At 72.5% G+C, this 17,403-nt stretch carries 16 protein-coding genes; 5 read left to right on the forward strand and 11 right to left on the reverse strand.

Annotated elements, in window-relative coordinates; genetic code table 11:
• Positions 1-52: 52 nt before the first annotated feature.
• From aroB to AB4Y78_RS06520, 9 genes are all read right to left on the reverse strand, one after another.
• A complete protein-coding gene (gene aroB, locus AB4Y78_RS06480) occupies positions 53-1,123 on the reverse strand; it encodes a 3-dehydroquinate synthase (RefSeq protein ID WP_259909408.1) in 1,071 nt (356 codons plus the stop codon).
• Positions 1,120-1,635 (reverse strand): shikimate kinase, encoded by a 516-nt coding sequence (locus tag AB4Y78_RS06485; RefSeq protein WP_441715080.1) that lies wholly within the window; start codon positions 1,633-1,635, stop codon positions 1,120-1,122. Before AB4Y78_RS06485 ends, aroB begins: the two co-directional genes overlap by 4 nt.
• Positions 1,632-2,861, reverse strand: a complete 1,230-nt coding sequence (gene aroC / locus AB4Y78_RS06490) for a chorismate synthase (protein ID WP_441715082.1) — start codon at positions 2,859-2,861, stop codon at positions 1,632-1,634. Before aroC ends, AB4Y78_RS06485 begins: the two co-directional genes overlap by 4 nt.
• A gap of 35 nt (positions 2,862-2,896) precedes the next feature.
• A complete protein-coding gene (locus AB4Y78_RS06495; RefSeq protein WP_387356194.1) occupies positions 2,897-3,733 on the reverse strand; it encodes a shikimate dehydrogenase in 837 nt (278 codons plus the stop codon).
• The gene (gene mltG / locus AB4Y78_RS06500) at positions 3,727-4,878 is read right to left on the reverse strand and encodes an endolytic transglycosylase MltG (protein ID WP_007928254.1); all 1,152 of its coding nucleotides are present in this window, start codon (positions 4,876-4,878) and stop codon (positions 3,727-3,729) included. The genes AB4Y78_RS06495 and mltG overlap by 7 nt, the downstream gene beginning before the upstream one ends.
• Positions 4,875-5,387 (reverse strand): Holliday junction resolvase RuvX, encoded by a 513-nt coding sequence (gene ruvX / locus AB4Y78_RS06505; protein WP_007928253.1) that lies wholly within the window; start codon positions 5,385-5,387, stop codon positions 4,875-4,877. Before ruvX ends, mltG begins: the two co-directional genes overlap by 4 nt.
• Positions 5,388-5,394: 7 nt before the next feature.
• The gene (gene alaS / locus AB4Y78_RS06510) at positions 5,395-8,076 is read right to left on the reverse strand and encodes an alanine--tRNA ligase (RefSeq protein WP_387356196.1); all 2,682 of its coding nucleotides are present in this window, start codon (positions 8,074-8,076) and stop codon (positions 5,395-5,397) included.
• Positions 8,077-8,250: 174 nt separating this feature from the next.
• Positions 8,251-9,150, reverse strand: a complete 900-nt coding sequence (locus tag AB4Y78_RS06515) for a hypothetical protein (RefSeq protein WP_387356198.1) — start codon at positions 9,148-9,150, stop codon at positions 8,251-8,253.
• 136 nt (positions 9,151-9,286) lie between these two features.
• The gene (locus tag AB4Y78_RS06520; protein ID WP_387356200.1) at positions 9,287-10,813 is read right to left on the reverse strand and encodes an HNH endonuclease signature motif containing protein; all 1,527 of its coding nucleotides are present in this window, start codon (positions 10,811-10,813) and stop codon (positions 9,287-9,289) included.
• A gap of 85 nt (positions 10,814-10,898) precedes the next feature.
• Between AB4Y78_RS06520 and AB4Y78_RS06525 the strand changes: the two genes are divergently transcribed.
• Both AB4Y78_RS06525 and AB4Y78_RS06530 read left to right on the forward strand, forming a co-directional pair.
• Positions 10,899-11,288, forward strand: a complete 390-nt coding sequence (locus tag AB4Y78_RS06525) for a nuclear transport factor 2 family protein (protein WP_387356244.1) — start codon at positions 10,899-10,901, stop codon at positions 11,286-11,288.
• Positions 11,289-11,336: 48 nt separating this feature from the next.
• Entirely contained in the window at positions 11,337-12,371 is a 1,035-nt protein-coding gene (locus AB4Y78_RS06530) for an LLM class flavin-dependent oxidoreductase (RefSeq protein ID WP_441715088.1), read from the forward strand.
• Between the two features lie 4 nt (positions 12,372-12,375).
• On the opposite strand, the gene AB4Y78_RS06535 is transcribed toward AB4Y78_RS06530, so the two are convergent.
• Positions 12,376-13,794 (reverse strand): replication-associated recombination protein A, encoded by a 1,419-nt coding sequence (locus tag AB4Y78_RS06535; protein WP_387356204.1) that lies wholly within the window; start codon positions 13,792-13,794, stop codon positions 12,376-12,378.
• An 18-nt stretch (positions 13,795-13,812) separates the two neighbouring features.
• Here AB4Y78_RS06535 and AB4Y78_RS06540 point away from each other — a divergent pair, with 18 nt between their 5' ends.
• The 3 genes from AB4Y78_RS06540 to AB4Y78_RS06550 are packed head-to-tail and all read left to right on the forward strand — an operon-like array spanning position 13,813 to position 16,767.
• Positions 13,813-14,589, forward strand: a complete 777-nt coding sequence (locus tag AB4Y78_RS06540; protein WP_387356206.1) for a GNAT family N-acetyltransferase — start codon at positions 13,813-13,815, stop codon at positions 14,587-14,589.
• The gene (locus tag AB4Y78_RS06545) at positions 14,589-16,301 is read left to right on the forward strand and encodes an FUSC family protein (protein ID WP_387356208.1); all 1,713 of its coding nucleotides are present in this window, start codon (positions 14,589-14,591) and stop codon (positions 16,299-16,301) included. The genes AB4Y78_RS06540 and AB4Y78_RS06545 overlap by 1 nt, the downstream gene beginning before the upstream one ends.
• Position 16,302: 1 nt before the next feature.
• A complete protein-coding gene (locus AB4Y78_RS06550; RefSeq protein WP_387356210.1) occupies positions 16,303-16,767 on the forward strand; it encodes an NUDIX domain-containing protein in 465 nt (154 codons plus the stop codon).
• Here AB4Y78_RS06550 and AB4Y78_RS06555 read toward each other — a convergent pair.
• Entirely contained in the window at positions 16,764-17,402 is a 639-nt protein-coding gene (locus tag AB4Y78_RS06555) for an HAD family hydrolase (RefSeq protein ID WP_387356212.1), read from the reverse strand. The two genes, AB4Y78_RS06550 and AB4Y78_RS06555, sit on opposite strands and share 4 nt — an antisense overlap.
• Position 17,403: the final 1 nt, after the last annotated feature.

Raw genomic sequence — 17,403 nt, forward strand, 5'->3', positions numbered from 1 at the left:
GAAATGCGTACTCCCCTCGGCATCTCCCTAGGGAAATGTCAGCCGAAGGGGGTCAGGCCAGGGCTGCGTACGCCTCCCGCAGCAGGCCCTCGTCGGGCCCCTCGAGACGGGTCGGCTCGGCGAGCCCGTCGAGCACGACGAAGCGCAGGGTGCTGCCGCGGGTCTTCTTGTCGCGGCGCAGGGCGACGAGCAGCTCGTCGAAGCTCGCGCCGGAGTACGTCGTCGGCAGCCCGAGCAGCCCGAGCACGTAGCGGTGCCGCTCGAGCAGCGCGGCGTCGATGCGTCCGGTGCGGTGGGCCACCTCGGCGGCGAAGACCATGCCGATCGCCACGGCCTCGCCGTGCCGCATCCGGTAGCCCTCGTGGTGCTCGATGGCGTGGCCGAGCGTGTGCCCGTAGTTGAGGATCTCGCGCAGGTGCGACTCCTTGAGGTCCGCGGCGACGACCTGCGCCTTGACGGCGATCTTGCGCTCGATGACCTCACGCAGTGCGGCCGAGCCCGGCTCCTGCACCCCGGACTCGTCGGCCTCGACGATCTCGAGGATCCGCGGGTCGGCGATGAAGCCACCCTTGACGACCTCGGCCAGCCCCGCGGACAGGTCCGCCGGGGGCAGCGTGGCCAGGTGGTCGAGGTCGCAGTGCACCGCGTGGGGCGTGTGGAAGGCCCCGACGAGGTTCTTGCCCTCGGCGGTGTTGATGCCGGTCTTGCCACCGACGGCGGCGTCGACCATGCCCAGGACCGTCGTCGGCACGTGGACGACCGCCACGCCACGCAGCCAGGCCGCGGCCGCCCACCCACCGAGGTCGGTGACGCTGCCGCCGCCGACGGCGACGACGGCATCGCTGCGCGTGAAGCCCGCGACGCCCATCGTCGACCACAGGCCGGCTGCGACCTCGACGGTCTTGGCCGCCTCGGCGTCCGGCACGGCGGCGACGTGGACCTCGAGTCCCGACGCCCGCAGGGAGCTGATCACCGGCTCGGCCAGCGCAGCCAGCGGTGCGCCGTGCACCACGAGCACGCGGGCGACACCCTCTGGGAGCTGCTCGGCCACCCGGCTGGAGACCCCGTGGCCGACGAGGACGTCGTAGTCCTCACCGACGCTGATCGTCGTCACGTCACTCATGCGCTCTCCTCGAGCAGGGTCAGGGCCTCGGCGACGACGGCCTCCACGTCGCGTCCGGCGGTGTCGACGCGGTGGTCGGCCAGCGACTCGTAGGTCGGGCGGCGCGCCTCCATCGTCTTGATCCAGCTCTGGCGGGGGTTGACCGACAGCAGCGGTCGGCTCTTGTCGAAGCCGATGCGCTTGGCGGCATCGGCGATGCCGACGTCGAGGAAGAGCACGCGGTGCCCCTCGAGCGCAGCGGTCACGTCGGGGATCATCGGCGCTCCGCCGCCGAGCGCGAGCACGACACCGTCCTCGCGCAGGGCGTCGAGCACCGCGCGGCGCTCTGCGGCGCGGAAGTAGTCCTCCCCCTCCTCGACGAAGAGGTCGGAGATGGTCCGCCCCTCACGCTCCTCGACGAGCGCGTCGGTGTCGACGAGCCGTCGCCCCAGCCGGGCGGCGACCTCGGCAGCCACGGTCGACTTGCCGACCCCGGGCGGTCCGATGACGACGACGAAGGGAGCCCCGCTCACCCCTGCCACGTCCGCATGAGCTCCGGGATCGAGTCGAGGTAGGCCCGGTGGTTGCGCGCGGTCTCGGCGACCGAGTCGCCGCCGAACTTCTCGACGCAGGCCTCGGCGAGCACGAGCGCGACCATCGCCTGGGCGACGACGCCCGCAGCCGGCACGGCGCACACGTCGGAGCGCTGGTGAATCGCGGTGGCCGGGTCGCTGCCGGTGACGTCGACGGTCTCCAGGGCACGCGGGACGGTGCTGATCGGCTTCATCGCCGCGCGGACGCGGAGCACGTCGCCGGTGCTCATCCCCCCTTCGGTACCGCCGGCGCGACCGGTGCGGCGGTGGATCACGCCGTCGCCGTCACGCTCCATCTCGTCGTGCGCGGCGGAGCCGCGACGGCGGGCCGTCGTGAAGCCGTCGCCGACCTCGACGCCCTTGATCGCCTGGATGCCCATGAGGGCACCGGCCAGGCGCGCATCGAGGCGGCGGTCCCAGTGGACGTGGCTGCCCAGGCCCGGCGGCAGGCCGTAGGCGAGGACCTCGACGACACCGCCGAGGGTGTCGCCGTCCTTCTTGGCCGCCTCGATCTCGGCGACCATCGCATCGGTGCCCTCGCGGGTCATCGCCCGTACGGGGTTGGCGTCGAGGGTGGCGGTGTCGTCGGGCGTCGGCAGCGGACCGTCGGCGGGGGCCTCCCCTTCGCCGATCGCGACGGTGTGCGCGACGAGCCGGATCCCGTAGGCCTGCTCGAGGAATCGCTCAGTTACCTCGCCGAGGGCCACGCGGGCGGCGGTCTCACGGGCCGAGGCGCGCTCGAGCACCGGACGGGCCTCGTCGAAGCCGTACTTCTGCATGCCGACGAGGTCGGCGTGGCCGGGGCGGGGGCGGGTCAGCGGCCGGTTGCGGGCGATCTCCTTCTCCGCGTTGACGTCGTCGGAGGCGGCGAAGGCGGCGGCATCGACGGGGTCGGCGCTCATGACCGTCTCCCACTTGGGCCACTCGGTGTTGCCGATCATCACGGCGAGCGGGGAGCCGAGGGTGCTGCCGTGGCGCACTCCGCCGAGGAAGGTCACCTGGTCCTGCTCGAACTTCATCCGGGCACCGCGTCCGTAGCCGAGACGGCGACGGGCGAGCGCACCCGCGACATCCGAGGTCGTCACCTCGACCCCGGCAGGCAGCCCTTCGAGGGTCGCCACGAGGGCCTGGCCGTGCGACTCACCAGCAGTCAACCAACGCAACATGTCTGGCATCTTCCCATCCCGCCCGGGCCATGCCGTCACGCGTCCGGGGTGTGACCGCTCTCCCCCAGCGCCGCCCGACCCGCGGCCTGCATCTGCGCCACCGGTGCCGGCTCACCGGTGAAGAGCTCGAACTGGCGCGCCGCCTGGTGGACGAGCATCTCCAGGCCCGAGACCACGTGCGCCCCGTGCGTGGCCGCGGCGCGGCCGAGGGGGGTCGGCCAGTCGGCGTAGACGACGTCGAGCAGGACCGTCCCGGTGAGGTCGCGCCCGGCGTGCTCGCCGGCGGCAGCATTGGCCGCACCCGCCGGCACGGTCGAGACGACCGCCCGGTCCCCCGTGCTCGCCCACTCCTGCAGCGGCACGACCTGCAGCTCGATGTCGGCGACGTCGGCGAGCGCGGCAGCCCGCTCCGGGGTGCGGGCCGCGACGGTCACCTGACGGGCCCCCAGCGCCACGAGTCCGAGCACGGCCGACCGTGCGGTCGCCCCCGAGCCGATGACGGTCGCGGACTCGAGGTCGGCCACCCCGGCCTCGGCCAGCGCCGCCGTGACGCCGTGCACGTCGGTGTTGTCGGCAGCCCACCCCGAGTCGGTGCGCACCAACGTGTTGATGGCACCGGCCCGGCGGGCCGTGTCGGTCACCGACTCGGCCACGTCGAAGGCGGCAACCTTGAGCGGCATCGTCAGGCTGAGCCCGCGCCACATGACGTCGAGGCCGGTGACGAAGGGGGCCAGCCCCCCTTCGTCGACCTCGTGGGCCGTGTACCGCCAGTCGGCGAGCCCGGTCGCCTCGTACCCGGCCCGGTGGAGGGTCGGGGACAGCGAGTGGTCGATCGGGCTGCCGAGGACACCCGCGTGCAGCGGCGTCAGCACCGGTCCTGGTTGTCCGAGCACCACTGCTGGAACTCCTTGACGTTGTTGTCGTGCTCGCGCTGGGTCTCGGCGAACTTCGTCTCGCCCGTGTCGGGGTTGACGGTGACGAAGAAGAGCCAGTCGCCCTCGTCCGGGTCACCGGCTGCCTTGATGGCCTCCGCGCCCGGGTTGTTGATCGGCCCCGGCGGCAGCCCGGTGTGCTTGTACGTGTTGTACGGGCTGTCACTCGCGCGCATCTCGTCGGTCGTCCCGGCCTTGCCGCGCTCTTGGAAGACGTAGTGGACGGTGCTGTCCATGTTGAGCATGCCGACGGTCGGGCCGTCCACGTCCTCGAGGCGGTTTTCGATGACCCGGGCGACCTTGCCGCGGTCAGCAGCACCGGACTCGCCCTCGACGATGGAGGCGACGGTCAGGGTGCGCTCCCAGTCCTTGCGGGCGACGCCGGCCTCGGTAAGCTGGTCGGTCGTCATCGTGATCATCTGGTTGAGTTGCTGGACGGCGCTCGTGCCCTTCTCGAACTCGTAGGTCGAGGGGAAGAGCCAGCCCTCGAGGTCACCCTCGGCCTCGTCGGGCAGCTTGAGGTCGCTCGACTTCTCGGCCTTCTCGTAGTCCGCGACGGGGACACCGGTGCCCTCGGAGAGCTTCGTGTAGATCTCCGAGCGCCACAGCCCCTCGCTCAGGGTGATCCCCCGGGCGACCCGCGCCTTGGGGTCGAGGAGCCGGTCGAAGGCACTCGACGCGGACATCTCCTTGCGCATGGAGTACGTGCCCGGCTGGATCGCCGAGGCCTTGTCGGGCTGCGACTGGGCGACGGAGGTGAAGCTGCTCGTCGACTTGACGACGCCGGCCTCGACGAGCGTCTCGCCGATCTGGGACCCCGCCATGCCGGAGGTGATCTCGACCTCGACGCTGCCGTGCCCCGTGCCCTCGTAGTCGGTGCTCTCCCCCGCGCCGGGGATCAGCGATCGCAGCGACCCGAAGGCGAAGAACATCGCGGCCACGACGACCGCGGCGGCGAGCACCATCGCCACGCACCCCGCACCTCGCCGTCGGTCGGTACGGGTGTCCCGTGCCCGGCGCTGTCGTCGGGTGTGGCCCCGGTGAGACCGGCCCTGGTCGAAGATGTCCTCGTCCAGCTCACTCATGCTGTCGTGCCCTTCCGCGGTGTGCGTCGGCGCGGCCGACCGACCCGTTCCCCGGGGGGTCCACCGGTTGCGCGCTCCGTGTCCAGCGCAGTCTGCAGGATCAGGACTGCTGCCGCTTGGTCAACCACGCCCCGATGGCGCCGACCGGCCACACCGCTGTCCCGCAGGCCCCGATGAGCATCCACCGTCGTGAGCCGCTCGTCCACGAGGCGGACCGGCGTGTTGTCGATCGGCGCGTCCTGGAGCGCCGAACGCAGGCGGGTGGCCCATTCCCGGGCCTTGGCGGCCGCCGGCCCCTCGCTCCCGTCGAGGGAGCGAGGCAGCCCGACGACCACCTCGATCGCGGCGAGGTCGGTCACGATCTCGACGACCCGGTCGATGTCGGCATCGTGCTCGAGATCACGTGGCACCGTCTCGACGGGCGTCGCGAGCAACCCCTCAGGGTCGCTCGAGGCGACGCCGACCCGGGCGTCGCCGACGTCGACGCCGACCCGGGCCCCGCGGCGCATGCCGGGGTCAGCCACCGATCTCCCGCTCGACGGCTGCGAGTGCGTCCTCGACCTTCGTGGCGTCCTGGCCGCCACCCTGCGCGAGGTCGTCCTTGCCACCGCCACCGCCGCCGAGGACCTGGGCCGCGACCCGCACGAGAGCGCCGGCCTTGACCCCCTTCGCCCGGGCGGCCTCGTTGGTCGCGATGACGATGACCGGCTTGCCGGGGCCGTCGCCGGTGAGTGCGACGACGGTCGGCCGCTCCTCGCCCAGCTGGGCCCGGGTGTCGGTGACCATCTGCCGCAGGTCGTCGGGCGCGCCACCGGCGACGTGCACGCCGACGTAGGTCACGCCGACGACGTCGCTCGCGGCGTCGGTGAGGGAGCCCGCGGAGGCCGCGACCTGCTCGCGGCGCACCTTGTCCAGCTCCTTCTCGACCTCACGCAGGCGGGCGACGAGCTCACCGACGCGCTCGGGCAGGTCGGCGGCCGGAGCCTTGACGATGCTCGACAGCTCGGCGACGAGCGCGCGCTCGGTCGCCAGGTGCTGCAGGGCGTTCATGCCGACGAAGGCCTCGAGGCGGCGCACGCCGGAGCCGACGGAGGACTCACCGGTGAGGGTGAGCGCGCCGATCTGGCTCGAGTGGCGCACGTGGGTGCCACCGCAGAGCTCGCGCGACCACTCGCCGCCGATCTCGATGACGCGCACCTGCTCGTCGTAGGTCTCGCCGAAGAGCGCCAGCGCACCACGCTCGCGCGCCTCGGGCAGCGTCATCCAGTCCGCGGAGACGGGCAGGTCGTCGCGGACCGCGAGGTTGGCGACGTGCTCGATCTCGGCACGGGCGTCGGCGGACAGGGACTGGTTCCACGCGAAGTCCAGGCGCAGGTAGCCGGGCTTGTTGTAGGAGCCGGACTGCAGGGCCGACGGGCCGAGCACCTGGCGCAGCGCCGCGTGGACGACGTGGGTGCCCGAGTGCGCCTGGCAGGCGTCGATGCGCCACTGCGGGTCGACCTGCGCGGAGGACTCCTGGCCCACGCGCACGGAGCCGTCGGCGACCTCGACCGTGTGGACGACCAGGCCCTTGACCGGGCGCTGGACGTCGCGCACGAGCAGCCGCGCTCCGTCGACGACGATGATGCCGGAGTCAGCGATCTGCCCACCGGACTCGGCGTAGAAGCTCGTGCGGTCGAGCACGACCTGACCGGTCTGGCCCGGCTCGAGCTCCTCGACCCGGGAGCCGTCCCGGACGAGACCGACGACCGATCCGCTGGTCGTCAGCTCCTCGTAGGCGCGCCAGTCGGTCGCGCCGAGCGCACGCAGGTCCTTCCACACCTCGGTGTTGGCGTGTCCGCCCTTCTTCGCCTTGGCATCGGCCTTGGCACGCTGGCGCTGCTCGTCCATGAGGCGGACGAAGCCGTCGCGGTCGACCTTGAGGCCCTGCTCGGCCGCCATTTCGAGCGTGAGGTCGATGGGGAAACCGTAGGTGTCGTGCAGGGCGAAGGCCTGCTCCCCGGCGAGGATGTCGCCGCCGCTCTCCTTGGTCCGGCTCACCGCGGTGTCGAGGATCGTCGTGCCCTGCGCGAGGGTGCGGCGGAAGGCCTGCTCCTCGGCGTACGCGATCTGCGCGATCCGGTCGAAGCCGGTGCGCAGCTCGGGGTAGGACGCGCTCATCCGCTCCATCGACACAGGAAGCAGGTGCGGCAGGGCCGGGTCCTCGTATCCGAGCAGGCGCATCGCGCGCACCGCACGGCGCAGCATGCGGCGCAGGACGTAGCCGCGACCCTCGTTGCCCGGGGTGACGCCGTCACCGATGAGCATGAGCGAGGAGCGCACGTGGTCGGCGACGACGCGCAGGTGGACGTCGTCGGGGTGCGAGTCGCCAGCGGTCTGACCGGACTGGGTGCCGTAGGTGCGGCCGGTCATCTCGGCGGCCTTCTCCAGCACCGGGTAGACCTCGTCGATCTCGTACATGTTGTCGACGCCCTGGAGGATGCTCGCGATCCGCTCCAGGCCCATGCCGGTGTCGACGTTCTGCGCCGGCAGCGGGCCGGCGACGTCGAAGTCCGCCTTGGAGCGGACGGCCGAGAGCTCGTACTGCATGAAGACGAGGTTCCAGATCTCCATGTAGCGGTCCTCGTCGACCTCCGGCCCGCCCTCGCGGCCGTACTCCTCGCCGCGGTCGTAGAAGATCTCGCTGCACGGGCCACCGGGGCCGGGCACGCCCATCGACCAGTAGTTGTCGGCCTCGGCGCGACGCACGATCCGCTCCTTGGGGATCGAGGTCAGCTCGAGCCACAGCTGCTCGGCCTCGTCGTCGTCGGTGTAGACCGTCGCCCACAGGCGCTCGGGGTCCAGCCCGTAGCCGCCCTCTGGCTGGGGGGTGGTGAGCAGCTCCCACGCGAAGGCGATGGCGTCACGCTTGAAGTAGTCGCCGAAGGAGAAGTTGCCGTTCATCTGGAAGAAGGTGCCGTGCCGCGAGGTCTTGCCGACCTCGTCGATGTCACCGGTGCGCACGCACTTCTGCACGCTCGTGGCGCGGGTCCAGGCGGGCGTCTCCTGGCCGAGGAAGTAGGGCTTGAAGGGGACCATGCCGGCGTTGACGAAGAGGAGGTTGGGGTCCTCGTGGATCAGCGGGGCGGAGGGGACGACCGCGTGTCCCTTGCCCTCGAAGAAGGTGAGCCAACGGCGCCGGATCTCGGCAGTTTCCATGGGTGTTCGCGTCCAATCAGTGGTGCAGTGGGGTTCTCGGGGCAGGAGCGAAGGGGGCGACCGGCGCGTCAGGCGCGGGCCGACCCCGAGGTAGCTCGCCGCGCGGTGGTCCGGCGCGGCCATCCGAGAGGCACGGTCATGGCCCCCACCTTACCCACCGGTCGGTGCCCGGCCTCAGCACAGCGCGGTGTCGACGGCCTCGTGGCCGCCCTGGTCACCGGGGACGAGCAGCGTTCGGACGCCGAGGTCGGCCGCAGCGTGCACGGCGGCGTCGACCATGCGCTGACGAGCATCGTGCGGTGCGTCCTCGGAGAGCTCGAGCACCTCGGTGCACGCCACGTCCTGTTCCGGGCAGGTCACGACGGCGCACTGCCCAGCGGGTCCGTCAGCGAGGTCCTTGCCCAGCAGCTGCAGCCAGACGAGGAGGCGTCCTTCGGCGCGGATGGCGCGCACCCGGCCAGGGTCGAGGCCGGCACCTGCCAACCAGCTCCCGTCACTCGCTCCGTCACCTGCCTCGGCCTCGGTGTCGACGTCGGCCAGCCACCCGAAGGAGAAGGACCGTCCACGAAGGACCGCCAGCAGCATGCCAGGGGCCACCCTGAGGCGCGTGCGCCATGGCAACCGGACTCTGCGCCCCGGGTGCCAGCGGACCTCGGGCGCGTACTGCGGGACATCACTGACCCACAGCCCGTCCTCGTCCTCGATCGTCGTCGACGGAGAGGATAGGACGATCGCCTCGCCCTCCCTGTGCCGGGTGGCCCGGGCGAGCAGGCCGGTGTCGAGCTCCTCCATGAGCCAGAACTGCACGTCCTCGCACCACGCCTCCAGAGGATCCTGCCCCTCAGGCCAGGCCTCGTGGTCGCTGTACGGCCCCTGGAGGTCCCGGCCGAACCGCACGACGAAGGTGTGCGGGTTGCGCCGCCACCTGAAGGCGACGGCGACCTCGTCCCCCGTCGTGGACTCGGTGCCGATCTCGGCGCGCACGTCGACGAGGTGGAAGCCCTCCGTCGGCGGGTACTGCGTCAGGTGCTGACGCAGTACCCGGGCATGCTCGACGATCGTGTGCTCGGACATGTGGGCAGTCTGCCGCCCCAGTCGCGCCGTGTCATGGACTTTCGCGGGCGACGGCAGCAGCGACCTCGTGGTCGGCGAACCACCCTGGAGCTTCGGGCTCACACCTCCCGAGGGCACCCGCCCCGTCTGACGCCGCTCACCCGGTGTCGAGCAACTCGATGGTGACGTCGGGTCGGTGGACATCGGGTCTGTGCACGCCGGCCCGGCGCCGTCGTCGGCCCGGCCTGTCGCGGCACGCGCCCGGCAGCAGCGACGCCAGCCGAGCCTCGGCGGTGGACGCGTCGGGCAGAGCGGGCGATGCGTCCGGCAACCGCTCGAGCACCGGTGGCTCGGGACTGCGGTAATGGTGCCCCGTCGGGGTCGTGGTGACGACGTCGGGCGTGCTGCTCACCGCAGCAGCGCCGGCGTCGGTGCCGGCGGTCCGGGCGGCGACCGCGTGGGCGGCCCCGGGGCGGGAGCGCCATCCCGGCCGCGCCTTGGTGAGGTTGTGCCGGGCACACAGCCCCTGCCCGTTGTGGGCGGTCGTCGCACCTCCGAGGGCCACCGCCACGACGTGGTCGTCGTGCCGGATCGGGGCATCGCAGAAGGGGAAGCGGCACACCCCGTCACGCACGCGCAGCAGCCGCCGCAGCGAGGCCGGGAAGGAACGCCGATGCGGGTCGGTGGCGACGACGCGGTCCACGTCGTCGGTGAAGATGCGCCGCAGCCAGGCGCGACCCGACACCTCGCCGTCACCCGCGCCGCCGTCACCCGCACCGCCATCTCCCGCGCCGTCGACCCCGAGGACGAGGTCACGGGCCAGCCCGGCTGGGAGTGGACCGTGCCCAGGCAGCGCGGCCGGCAGGTCGTCGAGGCCGAGCAGGCTGCCGGGCGACATGACGAGCTGCACCTCGACCGGCACCGCATCGGCGGCCGTCTGCCCGGTCAGGCGCTCGACGAAGAGGTCCGCCATGAGCTGTCCGAGGCCACGGTCGTCCCCGGCAGCCTTGGCCGCCTCGGCATCGCGCCTCAGGGCGGCCCACGCCGCCACCCCCTGCTCGACGGGCAGCAGCCCGGAGACCACGGCCATCGTGTCGGGCTGCGGGCGGATCGACACCCGCCGGTCGGCCGTCGCCCTCGCTCGGCGACGGGCGATGGCGCGGGAGTCGACCGTCAGCGCCAGGGCACGGGCCGCCCGCTCGATCTGCCGCGGTGTCATGTCGGCCAGGCGGTCGTCGAGCTCGGCGTCGATCCGCCGGCGGTCGTCGGGGTCCAGGACCGCCGTCTCCTTGGCGAGGAGCGTCGCGCCCCACTCGCTCACGGTCCCCGCGGCGAGGTGCGCCAGGGTGCAGGGCAACTCGGCGACCAGCGCACGGGCCAGACCGAGGTGGCGGGAGCCGAGCGTCGCGCTCTCACGGCGCGCCAAGCCGATCTCGTCCCCCAACCCGCGGCCCCGCTCCGCGGCGGGCATCCCGGCATCCATCTCGCGCGCCAAGCGACGCTCACGCAGGGCTGCGGTGACCCTGGCCTGGGCTGCTGCGGCGGCGGACTTCAGCCGCTCCAGCGCTGCGATCTCGTCGATCGCCTCCGCCTCGTCGACCGGACCGCCGAGCTCCCGCAGACGCTCGATCATCCCCGTGACGCCGGTGGCGTCGAGGGTGTCGAGGGGTGCGGTGAGGTCCATGACGGAACACTACGGGCGAGCACCGACAACGTTCTTTCGCTGATCCGTCGCCGAGGTTGTCGGTGCAGCCGCATAACGTCCGACCCTGGACACGACGACGCTCCTCGAGACCCTCTGCACCACGATCGATGATCGGCGCTGGGAGGACCTCCCCGCCCTGCTGCACGAGGACTTCGTCTGCCGGCTCGGGCACACCGGCGAGACCTTCGACCGGGAGGGCTGGGTCCGACTCAACGCGGAGTACCCGGGGTTCGACCGGATGTTCGTCGAGGACCTCGTCGGGTCAGCCGACCGGGCCGTGGCTCGCTGCCACGTCACGGGCACTGCGAAGGGAGCGCCCGTCGCCTTCGAGGTGGCCAGCTTCATCACCGCTCGGGACGGTCTGGTTGGGGAGCTCACCGAGGTCTGGGCGGACGTCGGGGCCACCGGCCAGAGGGGACGCGCCCGGACTGACGAAGAAGGTCACGGGGGTTGAGCAGATGCATCGACATCACCCGGGCCCATGACGTGCTGGGATGGGGTCATGGATCTCCAGCTTGGTCTCGACACCTTCGGCGACATCGCCTTCGGTCCCGACGGGCAGCCACTGCCCGCCGCCACCGTCATCCGCGAGGTCCTCGCGGAGGGTCAGCTCGCCGACTCCCTCGGCATCGACGTCTTCGGGGTCGGCGAGCACCACCGCCCCGACTACGCCGTCTCCGCACCCGACACCCTCCTCGCCGGCCTGGCGACGACGACCGAGCGGATCCGCCTGGGCACGTCGGTCACCGTGCTGAGCTCCGACGACCCGATCCGGGTCTTCGAGCGCTTCTCGACCGTCGACGGCCTCTCGCACGGGCGCGCCGAGATCACCGTCGGGCGCGGCTCCTTTGTCGAGTCCTTCCCGCTCTTCGGCCTCGACCTGCAGGACTACGAGGTCCTCTTCTCCGACAAGCTCGACCTCCTCGCGCACGTGCTGCGCGAGGGGCCGGTCCGCTGGCAGGGCAGCACCCGCCCGCCGGTCGAGGTCGACCGGATCATGCCGCCGACCGCGTCCGGTCACCTGCCGACGTGGGTGGGGGTGGGCGGCACGCCCGCGTCGGTCGTGCGCGCGGCCCGCTACGGCATGCCGATCGTCATCGCGATCATCGGTGGGGCGACGGCACAGTTCGCCCCGCTCGCCGACCTCTACCGTCGCGCCTGCGAGGAGGCCGGCCACCCGGGCCTTCCGGTCGCAGTCCACTCGCCCGGCCACGTCGCCGAGACGGACGAGCAGGCGGCGCAGGAGTACCTGCCGTACTTCGTCGAGCAGATGCACAAGCTCGGCGCCGAGCGCGGCTGGCCACCCATGACCGAGGCGCAGGCCCGTCAGCAACTCACCCCGGAGGGTGCGGTCTACTGCGGCTCCCCCGAGACCGTGGCGCGCAAGATCGCGACGACGCTGCGCACGCTGGGCGCGACCCGCTTCCAGCTCAAATACAGCAACGGCCGCCTGCCCCACGACCTGCGGATGTCCTCGATCCGAATCTACGGCGAGCAGGTCGTCCCGCGGGTCCGTGAGCTCACGGGCGAGGCCTGACTCCTCAGCCCTTGCCGCGCAGCCGCCCCCGCAACCACGCCCACCGCTCCTGCAGCCGCGCCTCGAAGCCGCGATCGGTCGGCCGGTAGTACGACCGGTCGGCCAGTTCGGCGTGCAGATCGTCGGGCAGGTACTGCTGGGCGGCGACCCCATCGGGCTGGTCGTGCGCGTAGACGTAGCCCTCGACCTTCGCACCGCCGACGGCCCCCTTCGCCCGGTCGGACGCCTGGGTGTAGCCGGACCCGCGCAGGTGCGGCGGGACCGCCTGGACCTTGCCGGCGCGCACGTCGGCCACCGCCTCGTTGATCCCGGTGTAGGCCGCATTGGACTTCGGCGCGAGCGTGTTGTGGACGACCGCCTGGGCGAGGATGATCCGCGCCTCCGGCATGCCGATCTGGGCGACGGCGTGCATCGCCGCGACCGCGGTCTGCAGCGCGGTCGGGTCGCCCATGCCGACGTCCTCCGAGGCCGAGATGACGATCCGTCGGGCGATGAAGCGCGGGTCCTCCCCCGCCTCGAGCTGGCGGGCGAGGTAGTGCAGAGCGGCGTCGACGTCCGACCCGCGCATCGACTTGATGAAGGCCGAGGCGACGTCGTAGTGCTGGTCACCGGTGCGGTCGTAGCGCACCGCCGCCCGCGCCACCGCCTGCTCGACGTGCGCGAGGGTGAGCGGGATCCCCTCCTCCGGGATCTCACGACCGAAGGGGAAGTCGTCGCTCGCCACCCCCGCCGCCGCCTCGAGCGAGGTGAGGGCACGACGCGCGTCACCGCCGGCGATCGCGACGAGGTGCTCCCGGGCGTCGTCGGCGAGGTCGTAGCCGTCGGCCAGCCCGCGCTCGTCGACCAGGGCTGCATCGAGCACCTCGCCGACCTGCTCGCGGGTGAGCGACTCGAGCGTCACCAGGATCGAGCGGGAGAGCAGCGGCCCAATGACCGAAAAGCTGGGGTTCTCCGTCGTCGCCGCGACGAGCACGACCTCACGATTTTCGACGCCGGGGAGCAGTGCGTCCTGCTGCGCCTTGCTGAAGCGGTGGATCTCGTCGAGGAAGAGGACCGTCTGCCGGCCGTACATCGACCGGTTGGTCGCGGCCCGCTCCATCACCGCCCGGACGTCCTTGACCCCCGCGGTCACCGCCGACAGCTGGACGAAGTCCCGGTCCGCGGCCGTCGCGACGAGGTGCGCCAGGGTCGTCTTGCCGGTGCCGGGCGGGCCCCAGATGATCGCCGACATGGGCCCGGCGACGGCATTGGCGCTGCCCTCCACGAGCCGTCGCAGCGGCGACCCGGGGCGCAGCACCTCGCCCTGGCCGCGCACCTCGTCGAGGGTGCGCGGGCGCATCCGCACGGCCAGCGGCGCGTTGAGGTCGGCGCCGGTGGGTTCCGTGTCGTCCTGGGCGGAGGCGAAGAGATCGTCGGGAACCACAGGTGGCACGCTATCCCGGTGAGCAGACACCCCGCCCTGACGACCCCCACCGAGGTCCCGATGGACCGGCTGCTCACCTTCACCTCCGACGACCCGGCCGTGCGGGCCGAGGCCACCCCGAGCGTGGAGCAGGCCGCCCTCGGGCTGCGCCGTGACGGCCGCTGGGCCGTCGCCTTCGTGCGCCCCACCCACACGCACGGGATCTCCCTCATGCTCCGCGGGGACGATGCCCTCCTCCGCGAGCTGGTGGGCTCCGCCCCCTTCGTCACGTGGTCGGGGCAGGCGCGGGCGAAGGGAGCACGGGCCGTCACCCTGCCGCGAACGGCCGAGGACCTCGGCCTCATCGCCGCCACGCCCTCGCGCTGGGAGTTCATGTCGACGACCGAGGTCATCCCCGTGGTCGCGCCCCGCGGCCTCGTCGAGCTGCCCCTCGCCGACCGCGACGAGGTGCAGGCCCTGCTCGACGAGCACAACCCCGGCACCGACGGGCAGCCCTTCGCCCGCCCCGGGCAGCGGTGGGTCGGGGTGCGCGACGACGCCGGCGCGCTGCTGGCGGTCGGCTGCTGCGAGGCGGAGTCCTCAGGTGCCCCCGTCCTGGCCGGCATCACCGTCGTCCCGGCCGCGCGCGGGCTCGGTCTCGGCCGGGCCGTGACCGCCGACCTGACCCGGGTCGCGGTGGCCGAGCACGGGTGGTGCACGCTCGGCATGTACTCGCACAACGCCCGGGCGCGCGGGGTCTACCGTTCTCTGGGATACGTCGTGCAGGCAGAGTGGAGCAGCGGGAGGTTGGCCTGATGGCCGGTGTGGTCAGCGAGTACCTGCATCCGCTCGTCCGCTGGAACCCAGGACCGCAGCGCCGCTGGATCGCCGGGCGTGCAGCGGTGGCCGTCGCCCTGCCGCTCATCGGGTTCACCGTGGCCGGTCACCCGCAGCAGGCCTTCCTCGCCGGCATGGGCGTCTTCGCCGTGCTCTACGGCGCCTCGGCCCCGGTCCGCCGTCGCTTCGTCATCACGCCCCTCGCGGGGCTGGGACTGCTGGCCGCGATGGCCCTCGGGATCGCTCTCGCCGGTCACGCCGTCCTCGCGATCGTCGCGATGGCGCTCGCCGCCACGGTCGCCGCGATGCTCACCTACACGCTCCAGATCGGCCCACCCGGGGGCTTCTTCTTCGCCCTCGTGTGCGGCATCGGCAACCTCGCGGCCACCGGTGGCACCCCGGCCACGACCCTCCTCGGCATCGCGGGCATCGGTGTCCTGTCCGCGATCGTCGTGGGCACCTCAGACTTCTGGCTCCGGGCCCACGGCGTCGAGGACGCCGCGGTGACCCACGCCGAGCACGTCGTCCAGGCCTACTTGGACGAGGGGGACCCGGCCAGGATCCCCGCTGCGCGCCGCAGCGCCGCCCGGGCGCTCAACGACGCCTGGACGGCAGTGACCGACGGCGGCTCCGACGACCGCTTCGGCGGTCGGCTGCAGCGCGTGCACAGTCGCTACGCCAGCGCCGTCTCCCGGGCCGTCGACGGCCCCGACGCCGAGGTGACCGCCGAGCTCGCCCTGCACGAGGCGGCCAGGGTCCGCCAGGTCTCCCTCGGTCGCCCCCGCGCCGCGTGGTCGATGCGGCAGGCCCTGCGCTGGCCCAGCGAGGACCTCCTCGTCGCCGCTCGGGTCGCCGCCGCGACCCTCGTCGCCGGCGGCGTCGCCCTGGCCCTGGACAACGCCCACGCCTACTGGGCGGCGGCTTTCGCGGTGATCATCGTCCACACCGGCGGCACCCGATCGGTGCAGTTCCACCGAGCCTTCCAGCGCACGGTCGGCACCGCGGCGGGGCTCGTCGTCTTCGCCCTCCTGCTGCGGATCGACCCCACGCACTGGTGGATCATCGCGATCATCATCGGATTCCAGTTCGTCGTCGAGCTGCTCATCACGCGCAACTACGCGCTCGCCGTTGTCTTCCTCACCCCGCTGGCCCTGCTCATCTCGGAGTCGGTGACCGGCATGGACCCCGACACGATCGTCTTCGACCGAGCTGTCGACACCCTCATCGGCGTCGGTGCGGCCGTTGTCGTGCTCGTCGTCTCCAGCCGTCTCGGCCGGCCGGAGCTCCTGCTGCGCGCCCACGCCCGCCGCGTGGTGCTCGCCCTCGACGACGTGCTCGCCGACCTCGCGGAGCGTCGCACCCGCACCGACGAGGGCATGGCCGCCCACCTGGACCACTGCAAGCAGCTCTACGTCGAGCTCCTCGAGTCCGACCGGGTGGCTGCCCGGGCCCACGCCGACGCGCCCGTGGCCGTCGCCCCGTACCGGCGGATGGAGCAGTCGCTCGCGGCGATCGGGTACCAGGTGCTCGGCGCGACGTGGAACCCCCGCGTCCGGGGCCAGAGCGAGCTCATGGCGCGCGCCCGCGGGGAGCTGTCCGGCCTCACGGTCCACCCGGTGACGCGCCACCGCTCTGCCGACGAGATCACCGCCGACCTGCGCCGGGTCCAGACGATCCTCGACGAGGCCTGACGTGCCGCGCACGAGCGCTGGGCTGCTCCCCTTCGTCCGTGGGGAGTCGGGCGTGCGCGTGTGGCTGGGCCACATGGGCGGCCCGCTGTGGGCCCGCCGGCCCCGCGGCTGGACCATCGTCAAGGGTGAGGTCGAGCCCGACGAGGACGTGCTCGCTGCGGCGGAGCGCGAGTTCGCCGAGGAGACCGGCGCTCCCGCGCCCACCGGTCCGCGGCTGCCGCTCGGGCAGGTCCGCCAGTCCGGTGGCAAGGTCGTCCACGCCTGGGCGATCGAGGTGACGAAGGGGGCCGACGTCACCCTCGTCGAGAGCAACACCTTCGAGATGGAGTGGCCACCGAGGTCCGGTCGGCGCCAGTCCTTCCCGGAGATCGACCGGGCCGAGTGGCACGACGTCGACGCCGCCCGAGACCTCGTCGTCGCCGCACAGACGGCCTTCCTCGACCGCCTCTCCACCGCATTTCCTTAAGGTCGTGCGCCCAGATCGGCCAGCTGCGGCACGAGCGGGGTGAGGTCCTCGACGAGGCCCGCCGCACCGGACGCCGGGTCATGAAGCACCGCCCGGATCCCCACAGAGCGCGCCGACTCGACATTGGCCGGCACGTCGTCGACGAACCCGACCCGATCCCCCGACAACCCGAGGTCGTCGAGGACCCGCTCGAAGAAGATCCGGTCCGGCTTCATCGCGCCGATCTCGCTCGAGTAGTACGAGCCGTCGACGAGGTCGTCGTAGCCGCGGACCTCACGCATGTGCTGCACGCGGTGGTCCTGCTGGTTGGTCGCGAGCATGCAGGGCACGCCGAGGTCGCGCACGGCCGTGAGCACAGCGATCGCCTCGGGGTCGAGGTCGAACTGCTCCCAGATCGAGAGCAGGTCCTCGACCGAGATCGGCACGTGGTCGCACTGCTCCTGCTCCAGCCGCAGCAGCTCCTCGAGCACCTCACGCAGCGGCCGCTCGCCCCGCAGGGCCGTCAGCTCGGCCTCGAAGACCCGCCGGGCGAAGCCCGGCCGGACCGCACCGTCGAGCCGGGACCGCCAGTCGAAGCGCCCGTGCTGCAGGACGCCGTCGCAGTCCCACAGGAGCACCTCGACCGGCCGGCTCATC

The sequence above is a fragment of the Janibacter sp. RAF52 genome, assembly GCF_052114035.1.
GTDB lineage: Bacteria > Actinomycetota > Actinomycetes > Actinomycetales > Dermatophilaceae > Janibacter > Janibacter hoylei.

Coding starts and splice junctions, on each gene's coding strand:
- alaS (WP_387356196.1), bottom strand. CDS start 8,076: ATGGAAACTGCCGAGATCCGGCGCCGTTGGCTCACCTTCTTCGAGGGC.
- aroB (WP_259909408.1), bottom strand. CDS start 1,123: ATGAGTGACGTGACGACGATCAGCGTCGGTGAGGACTACGACGTCCTC.
- mltG (WP_007928254.1), bottom strand. CDS start 4,878: ATGAGTGAGCTGGACGAGGACATCTTCGACCAGGGCCGGTCTCACCGG.
- AB4Y78_RS06545 (WP_387356208.1), top strand. CDS start 14,589: ATGGCCGGTGTGGTCAGCGAGTACCTGCATCCGCTCGTCCGCTGGAAC.
- aroC (WP_441715082.1), bottom strand. CDS start 2,861: ATGTTGCGTTGGTTGACTGCTGGTGAGTCGCACGGCCAGGCCCTCGTG.
- AB4Y78_RS06520 (WP_387356200.1), bottom strand. CDS start 10,813: ATGGACCTCACCGCACCCCTCGACACCCTCGACGCCACCGGCGTCACG.
- AB4Y78_RS06555 (WP_387356212.1), bottom strand. CDS start 17,402: ATGAGCCGGCCGGTCGAGGTGCTCCTGTGGGACTGCGACGGCGTCCTG.
- ruvX (WP_007928253.1), bottom strand. CDS start 5,387: ATGCGCCGCGGGGCCCGGGTCGGCGTCGACGTCGGCGACGCCCGGGTC.
- AB4Y78_RS06530 (WP_441715088.1), top strand. CDS start 11,337: ATGGATCTCCAGCTTGGTCTCGACACCTTCGGCGACATCGCCTTCGGT.
- AB4Y78_RS06515 (WP_387356198.1), bottom strand. CDS start 9,150: ATGTCCGAGCACACGATCGTCGAGCATGCCCGGGTACTGCGTCAGCAC.